We start from the raw sequence: 17,313 nt of genomic DNA on the forward strand, positions 1-17,313 counted from the left end.
CAGGTTTTTTTGTTTCTGGAGGAAGAATGGGCGCAGAAGTGAAGCGCAAGACCCCGGCCCCGCGTGCGCAACGCCGCCAGATCAGCGGGCACAAGGGCGGCAGCAAGAAGCCGAAGCAGCCCAGCATCGCTTCGAACAGCGTGCCGTCGATCTCTACGGCACGCCTGGTCTACCTGTGGAGCTGGGGGCCGATCGTTGGCCCGGTGAACGGGCTTCGCTCGGTCAAGCTCGACGGGACGCCGCTCGTGGCCGAAGACGGCACGGTCAACTATCCGGGCGTGAAGTGGCAGTTTCGCTCGGGCGAACTGCATCAGGAGCGTCTGGATGGCGTGACGGAGTCCAGCAACGAGATCCAGGTCGGCCAGGAGCTGCGCACCACCGCACCCTGGGTCCACTCGATCAACAACCCCGTGATTGATGCCGTTCGAGTTCGGTTCTCCTGGCCTGTGCTGCAGGCCCAAGACAGCGGCGGCAACATCAACGGCGTACGCATCGACTATGCAGTCGACGTAGCTACCGATGGCGGCTCATATCAGCAAGTGCTGGCGTCGAGCGTGAGCCGCAAGAATGTCACCAAGTACGAGCGGTCGCACCGCATCGAGCTGCCAGAGGGTACCAGCTGGACAATCCGCGCACGCCGCTTGACGCCTGAGGCCAACAGCTCGCTGGTGCAAGATGCCATGGTCGTCGAGGCGATCGCTGAGGTGGTCGATAGCGATCAGGAATACCCGCTCACGGCGGTTGGTTGCGTGGAATACGACGCCCAGCAGTTCGGTGGAGACTTCCCGAAAATCGCTGTCCTGATGCGTGGCCGGATAATCCGCGTGCCGATGAACTACGACCCTGAGACCCGAACCTATGCCACCTCGGGTGCGGGCACCACAAATGGCGTTTGGGACGGATCTTTCAAGGAGGCCTACACCAACAACCCGGCCTGGGTGTTCTACGACCTGGTGCTGCATCCTTACTATGGCCTGGGCGACCGTATTGATGCGTCAATGATTAACCGCTGGTCACTGTACCGTATCGCCCAATGGTGCGATCAGCTGGTGCCGGACGGGAAAGGGCAGGGTGGTATGGAGCCGCGCTTCACCTGCAACCTCTACCTGCAGAAGCAGGCAGACGCCTGGGCAGTGCTGCAGGACCTGGCCGCGATCTTCCATGGTTTGGCCTATTGGGATGGCAGCCAGATCGCGGTGAATGCCGACATGCCTCAAGACCCGGTGTACACCTACAGCCCCTCCCAGATCCTGGGCGACGGCGTGGTCAAGTACACCGGCAGCAAATGGCGTGACCGCCACAGCCTCGCCCTGGTCTCGTTCGATGATCCGAACCAGGGCTTTGAGACGGATAAGGAGCCGGTGTTCGATGAGGATGCCATGGCTGAGTACGGTGTGCGTGATGTGTCCGTCGAGGCCGTGGGATGCACCAGCCGTGGCCAGGCCCAACGCGCGGGCAAGTGGGCGCTACTGACCGAGCAATTACAGATCCGCGGCGCAACGATCAACGTGGGCCTCGATGGCTACATCCCGAAGCCCGGCACGGTGATCGCGCTGTCCGACCCGATGCTGGCCGGCAGGGCCAACGGCGGCCGGATCGCCGCTGTCGCTGGGCGTGTCGTGACACTCGACCGTGACGTTGAGGTGCCGACCGGTGCCCGTTTGCTGGTGAACCTGCCAAGCGGCAAGGCTGAAACGCGACAGATCCGCTCGGCGGCGGGCCGCCAGATCACCGTAATGGCCGACTTCAGCGAGCCACCGCAGCCGGAGTGTGCCTGGGCGATCGATTACGACGACCTGAAGCTAATGCAGTTCTACGTCCGCAACGTGACCCGGCCGGAATGGACCCGTTTCCAGCTGGAGCTGATCCAGCACGAACCGAGCAAGTTCGACGCCATTGACCACGGCACCATGATCGACGACAGGCCGATCAGTGTGTTGCCACCTGGGGTGCAGGATGCTCCCGCCCGAGTGCTGATCAGCAGCCACTCTGCTGTGGACCAGGGCATCGCAGTAACCACCATGACCATTGGATGGGACGCCGCACCAGGTGCCGTTGCATATGACGTGGAATGGCGCTGGGGTTCCCGTGACTGGATCAAGGTATCGCGCACTGGCGAGCTGGCGGTGGATGTTCGCGGGGTATATGCCGGCCAGTACCTGGCCCGCGTTCGTGCAGTCAACGCCATGGACGTTTCTTCTATCCCGACTTCCTCCGTGCTGACAGATGTTGCAGGCAAGACTACGCCGCCGCCTGCAGTGACGTACCTCACTGCCAGTTCGCTGATCTTCGGGATATCGCTTAAATGGGGCATCCCACCAGGTGCCGAGGATACCCAGCGGACAGAGATCTGGTACGGGCCAACGAACAGCCTGGAGGCAGCAACGAAGTTGGCCGACCTGGCCTACCCGCAGGCCGAGTACGTGATGCAAGGCCTGAAGGCCGGCGTCTCGTTCTTCTTCTGGGCGCGCCTTGTGGACCGGACCGGCAATGTCGGCCCATGGTATCCCGTCGATGGTGGCGTGCTTGGCCAGTCTGGGGCGGATGCCAGCCCGGTATTGGAACTGATCAGCGGCCAGATCACCGAGAGTGAACTGGGGCAGGACCTGCTGAAGGAGATCGAGAAAATCTCCGGCGACTTCCCCGGCTCTGTCAATGATCGGATCAACGAAGCGAAGCAGGAACTGGAGGGCTTGATCACTGAGTTGACCGACCCGCTCGAGTACGTGGCGACCAACGCCTATGCCAAGAACGATGCGGTGCGCAGCGGCCACCGCCTGTACATGGCGATCGCGCCGGTGCCGGCAGCAGCTGACGGCAGCAATGCTCCGCCGAACCCGACTTACTGGGTCGACATCGGTAGCATTGCCGAGACGGCAAATGGCCTGGCACAGGCGGTGGCGAAAAACACCACGGACATCGCGACGGTAGACGGGAAGGTGACGGTGACTGCGGCCATGCTGCAGGCCGTGCAGTCGGCGTACCGTGACGAAAATCCGGAAGGTGCGCTCACCGATGCGCTACGGGGCTGGGATACGCTTGCCAAGGTGTCCGAAGAGTCGCGCACCAGGGCGACCCAGAACGAGGCTATGGCCAGCCGGATGACAACGGTCGAGGCCAGTGTCGGCGAGAGCAAGGGCAGCATCCGCAGCCTCGAGCAGACCGTTGTCACGAATGAGCAGGCCACAGCCAGCCGATTCCTGGATGTAAACACCAAGGTCGGAAACAACTCGGCCAGCCTCTCGGCGCTGGAGAAGACGGTCACCGACAATGAGTCGTCGACGGCCTCTCGGCTTGAGACGGTCAACTCCAGAGTAGACGCTACAAATACCGCGCTCGATCAGGAGAAGGCCGACCGTGCGGATGGGATTGCCGGGGAGAGGGCGCTTCGTGAGGCATCCATTAGTGAGGAGGCTGCCACCCGCGCGGATGCCGACCAGGCGCTGGGCGTCCGCATTGGTTACATGGAGGCCTCTTTCACGATACCGCAGGCCGAGCGAGATGACAGCAGCGAAGGCGCACTGAACGGGGCACTGAAAGGCTGGGAAAACACCGCCAAGATTGCCGAGGAGGCCAAGGTCCGGGCATCCGAGATCGAGGTCCAGGCGAAGAAAACCGATACGCTGGAGGTATCGTTCAACTCGGCACTGGATAAAGCCAACGGTGAAATCCAGAAAACCAGCGCCTCGGTTCAGGTCACCAGTCAGGCCTTGGCCGCGCTCGATAACAAGGCCAGCACCATGTGGTCGGTCAAGATGCAGGTCAACGCCCAGGGCCAGTACGTCGCCGCGGGTATTGGCCTCGGCATCGAGAACGGTCCGGCCGGGCTGCAGAGCAAGTTCCTTGTATCGGCAGACCTCTTCGCGGTGGTCAATGGCATCAACGGCACGCTTTCCTCGCCGTTCGCGGTGCAGGGCGGCCAGGTGTTTATGAATGAAGCCTTCATCCAAGACGGCACCATCACCAACGCCAAGATCGGCAGTTACATCAGCTCGACCAACTACGTTGCAGGCCAGCAGGGCTGGATCTTGAACAAGAGCGGCACGTTCGAGATCAACGGCACGGTGGCAGGGCAGGGCCGCTTGCTGATCAACAACCAGCGCCTGCGCATCTACCACGCCAACGGCAACCTGGCGATCGATCTGGGATTGAACGTATGACGACAGGCCTGAAGGTCTACGACCCGAGCGGCCTGGCGCTGCTGGATATGACCAGCTCGATCAGCCAGATGATGGGTTATGTGGACACGGGAGCGGCCAATGGGTCGCTCTCGATTCCCCTTGCCCCCGCTGGAAAGACGCTGTTCTACGCCATTACCGAGCTTTCGGCCCAGAACAAGTACCTCGGGAAGCGGCCCGGGGTCACTCTGACGGTGGGAGCCTCCGCTGCAACCTTGTCCTGGCAGTACTCCTATCCGAGCGGCTGGGGGTTCTATTCGCTCAACTGCAGAATTCACTACGGATACTACTGATGTCAGCAGGCCTGAAGGTTTACAAGGAGGACGGAAGTCTCCTGTTCGACACCGAGAAAATCACCTACGGATTGCTCAAGAGCGGCTATCTCTCCTACATGCTCAATTGGCCCCGGCTTGAGTACAGGTCGGCCAACTTGCCACCCAATGAAGGGAGCAGCTATGCAGAGTCCTCATTTTCCGACGCCATCCATGGGTTCAGCGTTACCGGCGCGGTGGCGCCGATCGTCTTCATAAGTGGTACGGGAATTTCGTGCGGCTCGTCCAAGTCGGGCGACACCACCACGTTCTACTTCATCGGGGCCAGCCCAAACACGAAGTTTTACTACTTCGACACCATGCGCAACACTATGAACGGCGCGGGTCTGAAGTGCTACGACGAGGCCGGCACACTTACTTTCAATTCGCTGCAGTACCCGCTGAATATCGTCGACACGATCAGTGCGCCGGCGCCGCCTACTCCGACAGTTGTTGGGGGCATTGCCCAGTACACCGTGCCGTTTGCCGGCGCTACCAAACAGGCCGTGCGGTTCATCAATAGCGGGGTGTATTACTGCGTGGCGCGTATTTTCATCGCCGTAGGATCGGGTGAATACGCAGCAAGCACCACGTTCTCCCGGTCTCTTGGGCAGGGGATTATGGACGGCATGTCCGCGCCAGGCACGCCGTTCCCGGCTTATGGAAACCAGCAGGCGCATATGGATGGCGCCTACGGCGCAACAGGCGGCATCTACTTCATGGCCTGCGACGCTGCGCGCACCACGATGATCTACAGCACCGCAGCGCCAAATCGGTACTTTGACATCCCCACCAATCGATACCCGCAGGCGCTCGTCATCAAGACGGACAACCTGCCATTCCCCTTCAACTAATCGGAGCATCCTATGCCCTGGTACAGGACAGGTACGGTCGTGATCACGGCTGGCCAAACAACGGTGACCGGTACCGGCACCAATTTTTCAGCTAACGGCAGGGTTGGCGATGCGTTCCTCGGCCCGGATGGGCGCTGGTATGAGGTGACCAACATTGCCAGCGGCACGGTGCTGAGCATCCTGCCAGCCTATCAAGGTGCGACGGTGAGCGGCGGCAGTTACGCCATCACGCCGGTGCAGGGCTATACCAAGACATTGGCCGATAAGTTCAACGACATCGCGAACACGTGGGGGTCAACGCTGGCTGGGCTAGGAGCGGTCTCGACCGAGAACGTCTTGCCGGTGGCCAAAGGCGGAACTGGGGGCACTACGGCGACCTTGGCCCGCAGCGGGCTCGGCTTGAAATCGGCAGCCGTTGCTGACATCGCAGGTACGGTGAGCCAGAGCGGTGGTACTCCAACAGGCGCGATTATCGAGCGTGGCAGCAATGCCAACGGTGAGTACATTAAATTAGCCGACGGAACGATGCACTGCTGGATGACCATCAGCGTCACCGATCAAGCGATCGATACTGCGTACGCTGGCGGCGTTTATCAAGGGACGCGCACTTGGTCTTTCCCTGCAGCATTTGCGGGTACGCCAGTTGTGATACCGGGCACATTCCGCTGGGGATCCGCCGCAAACTGGTCGGCACTTGCTGGCACCCCTAGCGGGTCGAGCGCCACATTGCGTGGGTTCGATATGGTGTCCAGGGCGTCCGGAACCGCAGTTCAAATTTCTGCACATGCGATTGGTAGGTGGTTCTGATGATTATTAAGCTCTCTCCAGTCCGGTCTGACCTGCAACTTGCAGTGTTCAAGACTGGCGAAGTTCTGGAAATCAACGGCGTTGGGCTGGATTTCTCCCGCTTGGCCGATGGTGAGACCTTGCCTGCTGAAGCAATCGGGTGTGAATTCGTGATCGCGCCGGTTGAACGCTTCAACGGTGACCTGGTGCTTACCCTGATGCTGCCGCATGCAGCCGACGCACCGCAGGCTGCCCGGTTCCCGGTCAATCTCTACCCCGCCGATGGGCCGGTGCAGCTTCCGGGCCTGGACTTCGGCGAGCGCCTGACCGCTATTGCCGGTGTGATTGATTGGTCGCAGGTTGTCACTGCCGAGGCGAAGGCGCAGGCTGCTGCCGAGCAGCTGCTTGCCGTCGTGACCGCCGATCTCGCCCAGCGCCGCGCCGCCGCCGATGCCGCCATCGCTCCGCTGCAGGATGCCTTCGATATTGGCGAAGCAACGCCTGACGATGAAGCGTGTCTCAAGCTCTGGAAAAAGTACCGCGTCGCGCTGAGCCGCCTGACTGAGCAGGAAGGCTACCCCAACGAGATTGACTGGCCAGCGCCTCCAGCTTGACCCGAACAGAACACACCGACCGCCGCCTGGCGGTATTTTTTTGCCTGGAGAAACCCATGACGCAATCCCAGCCCCGGGGCGTACGCAACCGCAACCCCGGAAACATCGATTTCAATCCCCGCAACGACTGGCAGGGCCAGATAGGCAAGGAACCTGGTGGCCGCTTCGCCATTTTCGACACCCCCGAAAACGGCATTCGTGCCTTGGGCAAGCTGCTGATCAACTACCGCGGCAAGGACGGCATGCCCGGCGTGGGCGGGAAGGGTATCGACACCGTACTTGAAACCATCAGCCGCTGGGCACCGAGCAGCGAGAACGACACCCAGGCCTATGCAGCAGCAGTTGCCAAGCGTCTGGGTGTGCGCCCAACCGACCCGATCAGCATCAAGGACCCGTCCACGCTGCGCGGCATGGTGGTCGGCATTATCGTGCACGAGAACGGCGGCAACCCGTACCCGGACCAGGTGATTGACGAAGGCGTGCGGATGGCCTTGGTATGAAATCGTGGGCAATCAGATCTTTGATTCTGCTGGCCCTGCTTGCGTCCTACTGGGGCGTATACCAGCACGGCAGGACAGTGGAGCGGGCTGAAGCTGCTCGGGCTTCAGCCGAACGTGACAGCGGGGACCGCCTAGCCGAGGTGATAGGCGAGCGGGGCGCTCGAAAGGAAGAACAACGACGCGCCCAGGCGCAGGAGGAGGCAAGAGTCCATGCTCAAGAAGAACGAGCGATTGCTGAAGCTGGCGCTGCTGGCGCCGATGCTGCTGGCCAGCGGCTGCAGCACCAAGGCGCCAAGCTCGCCGCCACCGTCAGTTGTCCCGGCACGGATACCGCCGCTATCGCCCGAGGCCAGGCAGCCACCCGCGCCGCCATGGTGCTCTCCGACCTGCTCGCACGGGCTGACGAACGAGCGGGAGAACTGGCGAAAGCTTATGACCGAGCCCGAATAGCGGGTCAACAATGTGAACGAGCGTATGATGCGTTAAGCAACAGGGCGAGACTGTAGTGGTTAGTCAATATGCGCTTTCAATAAATCAGTTAGTACTGGGTCTTCGAATATAGTCCAGCGTATGAAGGCTGAAAATTCCTGCTCTCTATTCGCTAATGTCTGGAGTTGTTCAAGCAGAACGATTTTTTTTCTGCGTGGCGTTTTTTCGTCAAGGTATTTAACGAATAGGTTGTTGAAGTGGTTTAAAGCTAGAAAGACCCTTTTTCTCAATTCCTTGCCCGCAATTTTTTTGTTAGCGGTGCTGTCTGAGTTGAAGATCTTCTGAAGGAGGCTTGCTGTCAATCTTGTTCGTTCGCAGTCAAGTTGCGCAGATATTTCTAGTTTTCCGTAGGGAGAGGCTGGAGGAACGTGCTTTATGCCGAGTAGTACATCAATTTCTGTACTGGTGCAGTCGAGGATATTGTCGTAGGTGGCTCTTTTGAAATTATTGCATCGAGAGCAAACATAGAATAAATTGTTCCAGTCGTACTTTAAGTCGTCGTTTTTTCCTTTGTGGGGTTTAAGGTGTTCGACATTGAGATTGATAAGGTGTTTAGATTCGCATAGATAGCATTTTCCATAAAAGATTTTCTCTAGGGCAATAAGGACATCTTCATCGGAATAGCTTTTTCTAAGTGCTAGGCTGGCAGGGGCAGGGTAAGTTCGAGTTACTTTAAACATTCGCGCCCCTCTGTCAATCATCTTTGTTGTGCGTGAGCCGAAGTACGGCTTTGTTAAAGAAAAAGCGAGACTCGAAGTCAAGATACTTTGCATCGGGCATCAGCTCTTTCACTATCGAAGCAAGGCGGTGCTTGTCAAGTCTTGCTTTGTTGGTAAGATCGGACAGCTCTCGGATTTGGCTTTGAAGTTTGTCTGAGGCGCTATGGACCCCAAATAGCCCCTCTAAAATTGATTCATACGAGTACGCTGAAACCTTCTCAGCGTGCTCTTCCGAAGTAAGGTCAAAAATTACAGCATCATCAGTAGATGTGAGAATGAAAGGGGAGTGAGTGGACGCTATAAATTGAATATTCGGGAAGGAATTTGTTAGGAATGGTAGTACTTTCTTTTGCAGTGATACATGCAAATGGACATCAATTTCGTCGACAATTGCTACTCCTTCAAGTTTATCAGGGGTGACTTGAAGATATGCTGCGCGCATCAGTAGTCTGGAAAAAATCGCTAGTATCGAAGAGTAGCCGGATGATATGGATTGGAGAGAGTACTTGTCTTTGTTGCGTTGCTTTATATATACCTTAAAGTCGTACGGGTCGAATTCAATTTTGGTTGATTCATCTTCGGTTAAATGTTGAAGATCTCGCTCAAATTGATTTAACCATAGGTCTATCTCTGTTGCAGTCTTTCGATTTTTTTGGAATGTAAGCGCGATTGCTTTTCTGACGTAAAGATTTGCGATGTGCTGCTCTAGAGTGCTCTCCAAACTGTTGTCTAAGGGAATGCGAGGCTGTTGATTTTGGCTGAGAGAAGCATTAGATGCGCTCGCTGCTGCTGCGATATTAGCTTGGCGCTCAGCGCTGAAGTATTCAATTACAGCGAGTTGTTTGTGAAAGTTTTCTTCAAGTCTATCGACTGAGTCAAATGTAAATGGATTGTTTTGTATTAATTGTTCCAGTGTCTCTCGTTGCGCCTTGATTTCATAATAGCGGTCGCCGTGTGTTTCAGGTGTGATCTCGATGTCTTCGTATTCTTTTATTCGCTCTGCGATATTAATTTCAGATGTGAAATCACCCGTTATTAGTTTGCTGGTGAGTTCCAAGTGGATTTTCTTTAATAGCGTTGTTTTTCCTGCCCCATTTTTACCCGTAATGATTAGGTTTTTTTGGTCAGCGCGGATTGTAACGGTTCGAGCACTACTGTGTGGAGCCATTTTTATCTGTTTGATGTACTTCATTACTTCGTCCTTCGTGTGACCGGTGGCGGCAGAATGCCACTTTCGAGGGCTAATGTCTCCATAGGGGCTATCGGTTCCGAGTTTCTGGGAATAAATCCAGCTTGACCAAGGAGGCTAAGACTGCACGCTCCCTACATCCATTGGGAATCTTGCGGTTCCTCCTAGCCTATAACGGTGCGACCTGAAATCCATTTCCGTACTAGTGCTGCATCATGGCTATTCGACGTAGCCCTCCCTGACCGGTTAGCTGTCTTGGCCTGCGAGGCGTCCTATAATGCGCTGATCAACAGATCGGAGCGGATAATGGAGAAGCGCACCTTCATAGGGATGATCGAAGCAGGCGAGCCGCTGATACAGCAGGCCGTCGACGCCATGCGGGAGTACCACCAGGCCCAGGACCGTGGCGCACCGCCTGAAGAAATCGAGCGCCTGCGGCAACTGGCCGAGTCCCTATTCCAGGCGGTCTCTGATTACCAGCTGCGCGCTGTTGCCAAGGCGCGGGGAAAGGAATTTCCACCCCTTCACTGAACCGGCTCGATTAGCTCGGCGCCTTGGTTGCGCACATTGCCAACTGCTGTGCCTACCCTGTACCACTCGAAGGCCTCGGCCGGCTCGCCCAGGTTGAGCACCAGTTGCTCTGCGTGCTCGCTCGGCATTCCTGCCGCGATCCACTCGTATGCCAGCTCAGGTGGCAGCACGACAGGCCGGCGGTCGTGAACATCGACCATCCCTCCCTGGGCGTCGGCGGTGATGATGACGAAGCCATCGTGCTCATTGCCGGTGAACTGGCCGATGCTGGCGCATAGGGCAGGGCGACCGTCGCGGCGCCGGATGTAGTACGGCTGCTTCTTCGGCCCGCCTTCGTCGACCCATTCATACCAGCCGTCGATCGGCGTGATGGCCCGGTTTGGCCAGATCGACCGGAAGAACGGGCCGTGTGCCACTTTCTCCACCCGGGCGTTGATCGGCGCAGCCCGGTCGGTTGCCCAATGCGGCCGCCATCCCCACCTCACCAGGTCCGCCCGAGGGCCTGCCTCATCCACCCGCAGCACTGCCACTGGCGTGGTCGGCGCGACGTTGTACCGGCCAAGCGGCTGGTCGCCTACGTTGTTCCGCCAGGCTTCTGGTAGGCTCAGGGTTTCAACGAAGTCGCGTATCCCCCGGTACTGGCTCAACCTTCCACACATGCGCGACCCTCCTTCCTGAGCAAACAAGCATAGTCCGCCGAGCGGTACTGGCGCGCTTGCGTTTCCTGATGCTGAAATGCTGTATCCATATACAGTATTCGGTGCAGCATGTATTTCCTCATCGTCCGCCGCCGCGTGAATGGCGTGGCCATTCCTTCCGATCAGCTCAGGAAGATCCAGCCTCTGCGGGCAGACATCCACATCGGTGACCATTACAGCGATCCGTTGGGCCGAGAGTCGACCCAGGCCTGGGTGTTCAACCCGACCCCTGGCCCAGATCCCATTCCTCGGCTGCACGATGCCAAGGTCAACGGCATGGCCCAGCTCGGGATGAACATCAACGGCATCGAAGAGATCGACGGCGTGCTTTACGCACAGTCGTGGTGGTGCAGGTTGGAATGATGGACGGGCTGCCTCTGGCCTGGTTGGCCGAACTGGATGACCAAAGCGCTCTGGTGACCGATCCGGACGGTCGAGCTGCCGTTCTCTGCGAGATGGCCTATGCCGCGTACCGGCGACAGGAAATCGACGATGGCAGCTTGGTGGATATGCTGGAGCTAGCCGAGGCAGCCAGGCTCTGGGCTTTGGCTGAAGAGGTGGCTATTGTTTGTTCCACCGACCAAATGCTCTATCTCGAGTTGCCTTCATTGGATACAACAGAAGCCTGAAAGTGCAAGCTGGACACTGAAATGGGAAAAGAACAGCAGGTTCTTCCTCGTATTCTGAGGTACCGATCTGCCCCAGGTTACCTTGGGATGTGTCGATCGGAGTTTGACAAGACTGTCCGACCGTTCGTTAAGGAGTTTGCCATCGGTGCCAGAGGCGTGGGGTTCGACCGGTACGAGCTAGATGAGTGGGCTGACAGGTACATAGCAGAGCACGCTATCGACAAGGCCGCTGGTCAGATTCCTTCGTCTTTACAAGCCGGGCTCTTAACCAACGGGGCGCGACATCAACAAGCAAAGTCTGAATTTGAGGGTGCGCTTAAATTGGTGAGGCGAAGGAGGTGATTGCTATGAAGACCGAGTTTCTCCTTCTCGCGCAGTACGACGGCTTGGCAGTGATTCCGCTGGAGAGGGTTTGCGCTGATTATTTTCCTCACCTCAGCCCGGAGAAGATGAAATTGAAAATCGCCAAAGGCGAGATTCGATTGCCGCTTATCGCCATGGAACGCAGTCAGAAGTCCGCCCGCGGAGTGCATCTCAACGACCTCGCTGCCTATATTGATGCGCGACGCGCCGAGGCCAAAAGAATCGTATAAGGGACATCGCGAGCCCTGTGCCGTTCGTGCAGCGAGCCGCCCAGAATGCTTAATAAATCTCGCGATGCCCAAGCAAAGGGTAAGCCGCTGTCTACCGCTCAACATCCGGTGGCGACGAACTGCTCTCTACGACGGATGTCATCCATCCCGAAATGCTCGACTGCAGCCATGCAACTGAATTCGGCCCAAGCCGAACCTGCCGTGGAAACGTGCCCTCGCGCATTCGCCGGTAGATGGTGTTCCTTGCCAGGCCCGTGACAGATATCACCTCATCAATCCGCATGAAGCGATCAGTCGCTGGTGAAATCATGCTGACTCCCGCCTCAAATGGCTAGCTCACTCTGGTAAGTGTTGGTGGTGGTTTCCGCTTACGCCCAGGCTTCGATTTCTGATCTCCAGTTTGCTCCCACTCCTTTATAAAATCCCGGACCGTCTCAAGCCTCCAGCAGATCCGGTGCCCTTGTTTGAAGGAAGGAGGTAGCCACGTTGCATGGTTCTGCAGCGCGCTTCGTATTGCGGCTTCGGAACGACCGAGTAATGTGGCCAGTTCCGGGATGTGAATAATTTCAGGTTCCATAGCCAGGCACCTCAATAAAAGTGCGGAGCAGCATGAGTTGCTAGGCATCTAGTTTGGTGCTGAAGCACACATCCTGCAAGGCTTGGGTGTGGAGGGCACCAAGGCTGTAAATCCAGCTCGGAGGAGGGCCACCGGCCTGAGCAAGGCCGCTTAGCTTGGGAGGTGAAAGGGCGAGCGCTGCTGATCCAGCGGAGGCAGCGGATCGGTTACAAAAAGGAGTTAGAGGCGGCACTACAGCATGCCGGGGAGGTGACTATTATGGCCAGAAGGGCTAGCGATTATTCCCTTCGCTGGTTAACTCTTACGCTTTTCAGGAAGTAACGTGCTTAAACGATCTAACAAGTTAGGCTAAATCGCCTGATAACAGTCGGGTCTATCAGGCGCAAGTTGTTTATATGTGGTTGCGGGTTTCTAACAACTGCGGATCCTAAGCATTAGCTGAAGTCAGGAATTGGCAATTTTTGAATCCGCATTAAACCGCACTGGTTTATAAGATAATTTTTCCAGTAGGGTGCAACAAAATCCACGGCATTAGATAAGGCAAAGTTGTCAAGGTAAGCCTGCTCATAGCGTTTGCTAAGAGAGAATTCGGCAACTATCTCACATTCAATAGTGACAAGGCTTTCAGGATTAACTGGCTCTTCGCTGGGTGAAGCGGGTTCTATCGAGTCTGGTGATTTGCCCTCTATAGGCTTTGACCACTTGGCGCCAAAATTGAAATATACTTTGAATCTGCCCGTGCCATCGCTTTTGGATATCAGCGCTTGGGAGCGGTCGACGAAAGCTAAAGTACTGAGTTCAAATTTATCCAAGGACTTTTCAAAGCTTGGATCGAACCCTGAAGCAAAAAATGCTTTGGATTCAGTGAGGTAGACATCAATGAACTCAGGGCTATCCTTATCTTTGCGTATGGCGGTCATAATCTTCCTCACTATACGTTGGTGAAAAGAAGGACTGAATATTCTCCTCTTCTCCATACAGGCGAACCTTGCTGTCCAGCACATCCGCAAGACCAGACCAATTCACTTGAACTGATTTCTCTTCAATAATCTGCTCGTGCAATGTTCGCAAACTGCTTTTAACTCGTTGAGATCCGAAAAATCTCTCATTGGACATCATTGAATAATGCTTGCTTAAAGCGTGCCGGGCTATTTGGTGTGCCAGATTGAAGTGATAGACTTGCTGCGCCCAAATATGGTCTGTTAAGACATTGCTGTTATTTATTGCTGCTTTTGAATACAGCCAATCCCTAGCTGCAGGAACTTCCAGTGCGAGTCTTACAAGATTGTCCATTGCTTCTGACTGAGTAACGTCATCAGCTTCATATTTGGCGAAGGAATTGGGACCTCCGCCAAATATAAGGGAGGCTTGTGATTGAGTGAGGTCAAGTTTAATACGAGCATCACGCATTTGTTGGCCTGTTAGACGACCTTCAGCCATCTTCTGGAATGCTGTCATCGCTCGCTGGTTATCTCTTACCTGAGAGGGAGAAGCTTGTGAGCAACCGCAAGCATTACATTTAAACGCTTTAGTTCGTACATGGCCGAGAACGCCCTTATGCTCGACCGCACGATCGCGGCTGACCTCATGAAGGCACCCTTCGCCGCACAGCGGGCAGGTTTCGATTTGAGTGTTCATCGTTCCTCCTTAGCGGTCCGAGGGGTGGCAGGAAATCAGCAGCATGAGCGTGCTCAGTTTGCCAATGCAGAATTTTAGGTAGTAGGTCACTTGCAGGTCCTTGTGAGCGTATTTATTCCACTCCTTCCTTGAAATCCGATACGCGTCGCACGCAGCCCACACACCGGGATCTCCTGTCTCACACCACTGAGCGTTCAAATAACGACCACTACAGACTGCATCCTTGACAAGTTCTGATAAATCTTCGGGCTTAAGGTTCAAATCCTGCACATTGTCAATGCAGTCGTCGGTGGCCGGACGGACCTCTGCTCCATTGGACAGTAGATTCAGAACCTGCTCTTTCGGGTACAAAGGTCCATCGGATATGAACCGAGAAGCGCCGGGCCCAGGCACCCCTCCCGTAGAATACTGGCTGAGGATTACTGAATTTACCATTATGGTAAGTCTACCCCGGGTTTCCGCACACACGCTAGCTCATTTTTGCCAATAAGAATCATTTGCAGAAATCATCCCTGGTTGCTCCTCTTCGTGAGGGCATTTTGCCATCCTGTTGACTGATAACCAAGGAGATCCTGGTTGACTACCTCCAAACGCGGGATGTCGTGAAGTGGATTCAGTGATTTGAAACGGCCCGGTTAGGTACAGAAAAGGCACCCTCGAAATGCCAAGCGCCTAATTTTTCAGGATAGGAACTAGGCTACCCCCCCAATGTGCTCGTACCAATTTTCGTACCAGAAAAGGTTTTTTATGGGGAAATCAGGGGCGTTTATGGCCCCTAACGGCGTCCAAAAACCCCTTTTCCAATACTCCTGCTAATCCGCACATAGGTCCTTACCGGTTTTTCCGTTGGGGAGGGAGTGCCCCGGATTAGGGCACCTTAAGGAACTGACCCGTGCGGTTTGCGAGAGTTTTAGATCGATCTGTTATATGGGGTGGGGCGGTGGGTGGTTTGTCTTGGTATTTGGGGCGGCGCTCGATCTCCCGGGCGCTACAGGTCCAACGGCATACCCCGGCCCTGTCACCGCCCACGAATCAACCTGCGCAAGGCAAACCGGTTCGGATGACAGGCCTCCGCCACCGCCCGCGGCACCGGCAGTGGTTCCCCGCACACCCAGGCGGCCACCAGCTCGCCACTCAGCGGGGCGGTGATCAGCCCGCGCGAGCCATGCCCGCTGTTCACGTACAGGCCACCGAGCCACGGGCAGGCCACCTGCGGCATTTGCCGCGCATCCCGGCTGAGCACCGCATAGGCTTCGTTGAACGCCTCGGCATCGGCCAGCGGCCCGACGATCGGCAAGTAGTCGGGGCTGGTGCAGCGGAATGCCGCGCGCCCCTGCAACTGTGCCGGGTCCAGCTCGGCGGCGCCCAGGCGCTCGGCCAGGTCGGGGGAAATTTCATCCAGCAATGCCAGGTTGCCTTGGTGTTCGGCCAGCGTCGGTGCCAGGTCTTCGCTGTGGAAGTCGAAGCTTGCGCCCAGGGTATGCTCATCGCCGCGGGGTGGGGCCACGTAGCCCTCCGCACACACCACGGTGCGCAACGCGCGGCTGCCGGCAGTGGCTGGCAAGCGGGTGATCTGCCCGCGGATGCGCTTGAGCGGCAGCTGCGCGCACGCCTCGAAGCGCCGCACTTCGGCGGCCCCGGCCAGGACCACCACAGGTGCGCTGGCCAGCAGCCGTTCACCGGCCCAGGCTTGCCATTGCTCGCCGACCTTGCGCAGGTCGAGCACTGGCTGATGTGTCACCATGCGAATGCGAGGGTGCTGCAACTGCTGCTGGCACAGCGCCGGCGGGTGCACCCAGCCACCCTCGGGATAGAACAGCCCGCCGGCCGGCAACGCCACACCGGCCATGGCTTCGGCTTCATCACGCTGCAGCGGATGCAGAAGGTCAGGGGCGAAGGCCGCTGCCAACTTGCCCTGGCGCTCGGCTTCCTTGCTGTCGAAGGCCAGCTGCAGCACGCCACAGGCATCCCAGTCGCGGCCGCGCTGCAGGCGCTCCAGCTGGCGCCGGGTGTAGCCGAAACCGGACAGGATCATCTGTGACAGCGCTGTGCCATGGGCCGACAGCTTGAGGTACAGCACCCCTTGCGGGTTGCCTGATGCTTCCCGTGCTGGCGCGTCGTGGCGTTCCAGCACGGTCACCTGCCAGCCGCGCCGGGCCAGGCTGGCGGCGCTGCAACTGCCGGCCAGCCCGGCACCGATGACCAGGGCCTCGCGTGGCCCTGCTGCGGCTGCCGGGCGTGCATACCAAGGGGGGCAGGGGGTAGGCGGGGTGCCGACGTAGGCGCCGCTCATCACTTCCCACTTCTTGCCGATGCCCGGCACCTTCTTCATGGCGAAGCCGGCATCGACCAGGCTGCGGCGTACCCAACCGGTGGTGGTGAACGTGCCCAGCACGGTGCCGGGGTGCGACAGCCGCGCCAGCTGCGCGAACAGCGCCGGGGTCCACATGTCGGGGTTCTTGGCCGGGGCGAAGCCGTCGAGGAACCACACATCGACCTGCGCATCGAGTTGCGGCAGTTGCTCCAGCACGTCACCGACCAGCAGGGTGAGGGTGACCCGCCCATTGGCGAAGGTGAACTGCTGGAAACCAGGGTGCAGCGCCACGTACTGCGCCAGCAGGGGCTCGCTGTAGGCCGCCAGCTCCGGCCACAGGCGCACGGCACGGGCCATGTCGTCGCGGCCGAGCGGGTACTTCTCGACGCTGACGAAATGCAGGCGGGCTTCGGCACCAGCATGCTGCTCGAACAACTGCCAGGCGCAGTAGAAGTTCATGCCAGTGCCAAAGCCGGTTTCACCTATCACCAGGCAGGCGTGCGGGGCGAGGGCGGCGAAACGTTCTGCCAGGCGGGTTTGTCCGAGAAACACATGACGGGTTTCTTCGATGCCTTCGTTGACCGCGAAATACACGTCGTCATATTGCCGCGAGTGTGGGCGGCCCTGGTCGTCCCAGTCGATCTGGGCGTGCTGGAGGAGGGTGGACATGGTTGGCTCGGTTGCAGCGGATAG

Annotated in this window: 18 protein-coding genes; 11 read left to right on the top strand and 7 right to left on the bottom strand. The window is 57.6% G+C overall.

The genetic code is table 11. The features are described from left to right. Positions 1-26 precede the first annotated feature (26 nt). The 7 genes from HU763_RS06905 to HU763_RS06935 are packed head-to-tail and all read left to right on the top strand — an operon-like array spanning position 27 to position 7,749. Complete coding sequence (locus HU763_RS06905; RefSeq protein WP_186689469.1) at positions 27-4,160, top strand: TipJ family phage tail tip protein; 4,134 nt, start codon at positions 27-29, stop codon at positions 4,158-4,160. Further along, the gene (locus HU763_RS06910) at positions 4,157-4,471 is read left to right on the top strand and encodes a hypothetical protein (RefSeq protein ID WP_186689467.1); all 315 of its coding nucleotides are present in this window, start codon (positions 4,157-4,159) and stop codon (positions 4,469-4,471) included. Before HU763_RS06905 ends, HU763_RS06910 begins: the two co-directional genes overlap by 4 nt. Then, complete coding sequence (locus tag HU763_RS06915; protein ID WP_186689466.1) at positions 4,471-5,343, top strand: hypothetical protein; 873 nt, start codon at positions 4,471-4,473, stop codon at positions 5,341-5,343. Before HU763_RS06910 ends, HU763_RS06915 begins: the two co-directional genes overlap by 1 nt. A 39-nt stretch (positions 5,344-5,382) precedes the next feature. Beyond that, positions 5,383-6,150, top strand: a complete 768-nt coding sequence (locus HU763_RS06920) for a hypothetical protein (protein ID WP_225931931.1) — start codon at positions 5,383-5,385, stop codon at positions 6,148-6,150. Beyond that, the gene (locus tag HU763_RS24855; RefSeq protein ID WP_275959736.1) at positions 6,150-6,743 is read left to right on the top strand and encodes a tail fiber assembly protein; all 594 of its coding nucleotides are present in this window, start codon (positions 6,150-6,152) and stop codon (positions 6,741-6,743) included. The genes HU763_RS06920 and HU763_RS24855 overlap by 1 nt, the downstream gene beginning before the upstream one ends. Positions 6,744-6,799: 56 nt before the next feature. Next, positions 6,800-7,243, top strand: coding sequence for a structural protein P5 (locus tag HU763_RS06930; protein WP_186689464.1), 444 nt, complete (start codon positions 6,800-6,802; stop codon positions 7,241-7,243). Further along, on the top strand, positions 7,240-7,749 hold the full coding sequence (locus HU763_RS06935) for a DUF2514 domain-containing protein (RefSeq protein ID WP_186689463.1): 510 nt from the start codon (positions 7,240-7,242) through the stop codon (positions 7,747-7,749). Before HU763_RS06930 ends, HU763_RS06935 begins: the two co-directional genes overlap by 4 nt. Positions 7,750-7,752: 3 nt before the next feature. On the opposite strand, the gene HU763_RS06940 is transcribed toward HU763_RS06935, so the two are convergent. Together HU763_RS06940 and HU763_RS06945 are read right to left on the bottom strand one after the other, a co-directional pair. Next, positions 7,753-8,412, bottom strand: coding sequence for an HNH endonuclease (locus HU763_RS06940; RefSeq protein WP_186689462.1), 660 nt, complete (start codon positions 8,410-8,412; stop codon positions 7,753-7,755). Between the two features lie 13 nt (positions 8,413-8,425). Continuing rightward, on the bottom strand, positions 8,426-9,643 hold the full coding sequence (locus HU763_RS06945; RefSeq protein WP_186689460.1) for an AAA family ATPase: 1,218 nt from the start codon (positions 9,641-9,643) through the stop codon (positions 8,426-8,428). Between the two features lie 303 nt (positions 9,644-9,946). Between HU763_RS06945 and HU763_RS06950 the strand changes: the two genes are divergently transcribed. Continuing rightward, entirely contained in the window at positions 9,947-10,171 is a 225-nt protein-coding gene (locus HU763_RS06950; protein ID WP_186689458.1) for a hypothetical protein, read from the top strand. On the opposite strand, the gene HU763_RS06955 is transcribed toward HU763_RS06950, so the two are convergent. After that, complete coding sequence (locus HU763_RS06955; protein WP_186689456.1) at positions 10,165-10,830, bottom strand: SOS response-associated peptidase; 666 nt, start codon at positions 10,828-10,830, stop codon at positions 10,165-10,167. The two genes, HU763_RS06950 and HU763_RS06955, sit on opposite strands and share 7 nt — an antisense overlap. A 108-nt stretch (positions 10,831-10,938) precedes the next feature. On the opposite strand from HU763_RS06955, the gene HU763_RS06960 reads away from it, so the two are divergent. The 3 genes from HU763_RS06960 (at position 10,939) to HU763_RS06975 (ending at position 12,091) form a co-directional block, all read left to right on the top strand. Next, complete coding sequence (locus HU763_RS06960) at positions 10,939-11,232, top strand: hypothetical protein (RefSeq protein ID WP_186689454.1); 294 nt, start codon at positions 10,939-10,941, stop codon at positions 11,230-11,232. Beyond that, entirely contained in the window at positions 11,229-11,498 is a 270-nt protein-coding gene (locus HU763_RS06965) for a hypothetical protein (RefSeq protein ID WP_225931932.1), read from the top strand. The genes HU763_RS06960 and HU763_RS06965 overlap by 4 nt, the downstream gene beginning before the upstream one ends. Positions 11,499-11,845: 347 nt before the next feature. Continuing rightward, entirely contained in the window at positions 11,846-12,091 is a 246-nt protein-coding gene (locus HU763_RS06975; RefSeq protein ID WP_186689451.1) for a pyocin activator PrtN family protein, read from the top strand. Positions 12,092-12,182: 91 nt separating this feature from the next. Here the strand turns inward: HU763_RS06975 and HU763_RS06980 are convergent, their stop codons facing one another. The 4 genes from HU763_RS06980 to mnmC form a co-directional block, all read right to left on the bottom strand. Then, on the bottom strand, positions 12,183-12,401 hold the full coding sequence (locus tag HU763_RS06980; RefSeq protein WP_186689448.1) for an AlpA family phage regulatory protein: 219 nt from the start codon (positions 12,399-12,401) through the stop codon (positions 12,183-12,185). 701 nt (positions 12,402-13,102) lie between these two features. Continuing rightward, positions 13,103-13,588: a hypothetical protein gene (locus tag HU763_RS06985; RefSeq protein WP_186689445.1), complete on the bottom strand. Its 486-nt coding sequence runs from the start codon at positions 13,586-13,588 to the stop codon at positions 13,103-13,105. Next, on the bottom strand, positions 13,566-14,306 hold the full coding sequence (locus HU763_RS06990; RefSeq protein WP_186689443.1) for a type II toxin-antitoxin system MqsA family antitoxin: 741 nt from the start codon (positions 14,304-14,306) through the stop codon (positions 13,566-13,568). Before HU763_RS06990 ends, HU763_RS06985 begins: the two co-directional genes overlap by 23 nt. Positions 14,307-15,324: 1,018 nt before the next feature. Further along, positions 15,325-17,289: a bifunctional tRNA (5-methylaminomethyl-2-thiouridine)(34)-methyltransferase MnmC2/FAD-dependent 5-carboxymethylaminomethyl-2-thiouridine(34) oxidoreductase MnmC1 gene (gene mnmC, locus HU763_RS06995; protein ID WP_186689442.1), complete on the bottom strand. Its 1,965-nt coding sequence runs from the start codon at positions 17,287-17,289 to the stop codon at positions 15,325-15,327. Between the last annotated feature and the right edge of the window lie 24 nt (positions 17,290-17,313).

It is taken from the genome of Pseudomonas anuradhapurensis, from assembly GCF_014269225.2.
Classification (GTDB): Bacteria; Pseudomonadota; Gammaproteobacteria; order Pseudomonadales; family Pseudomonadaceae; genus Aquipseudomonas; species Aquipseudomonas anuradhapurensis.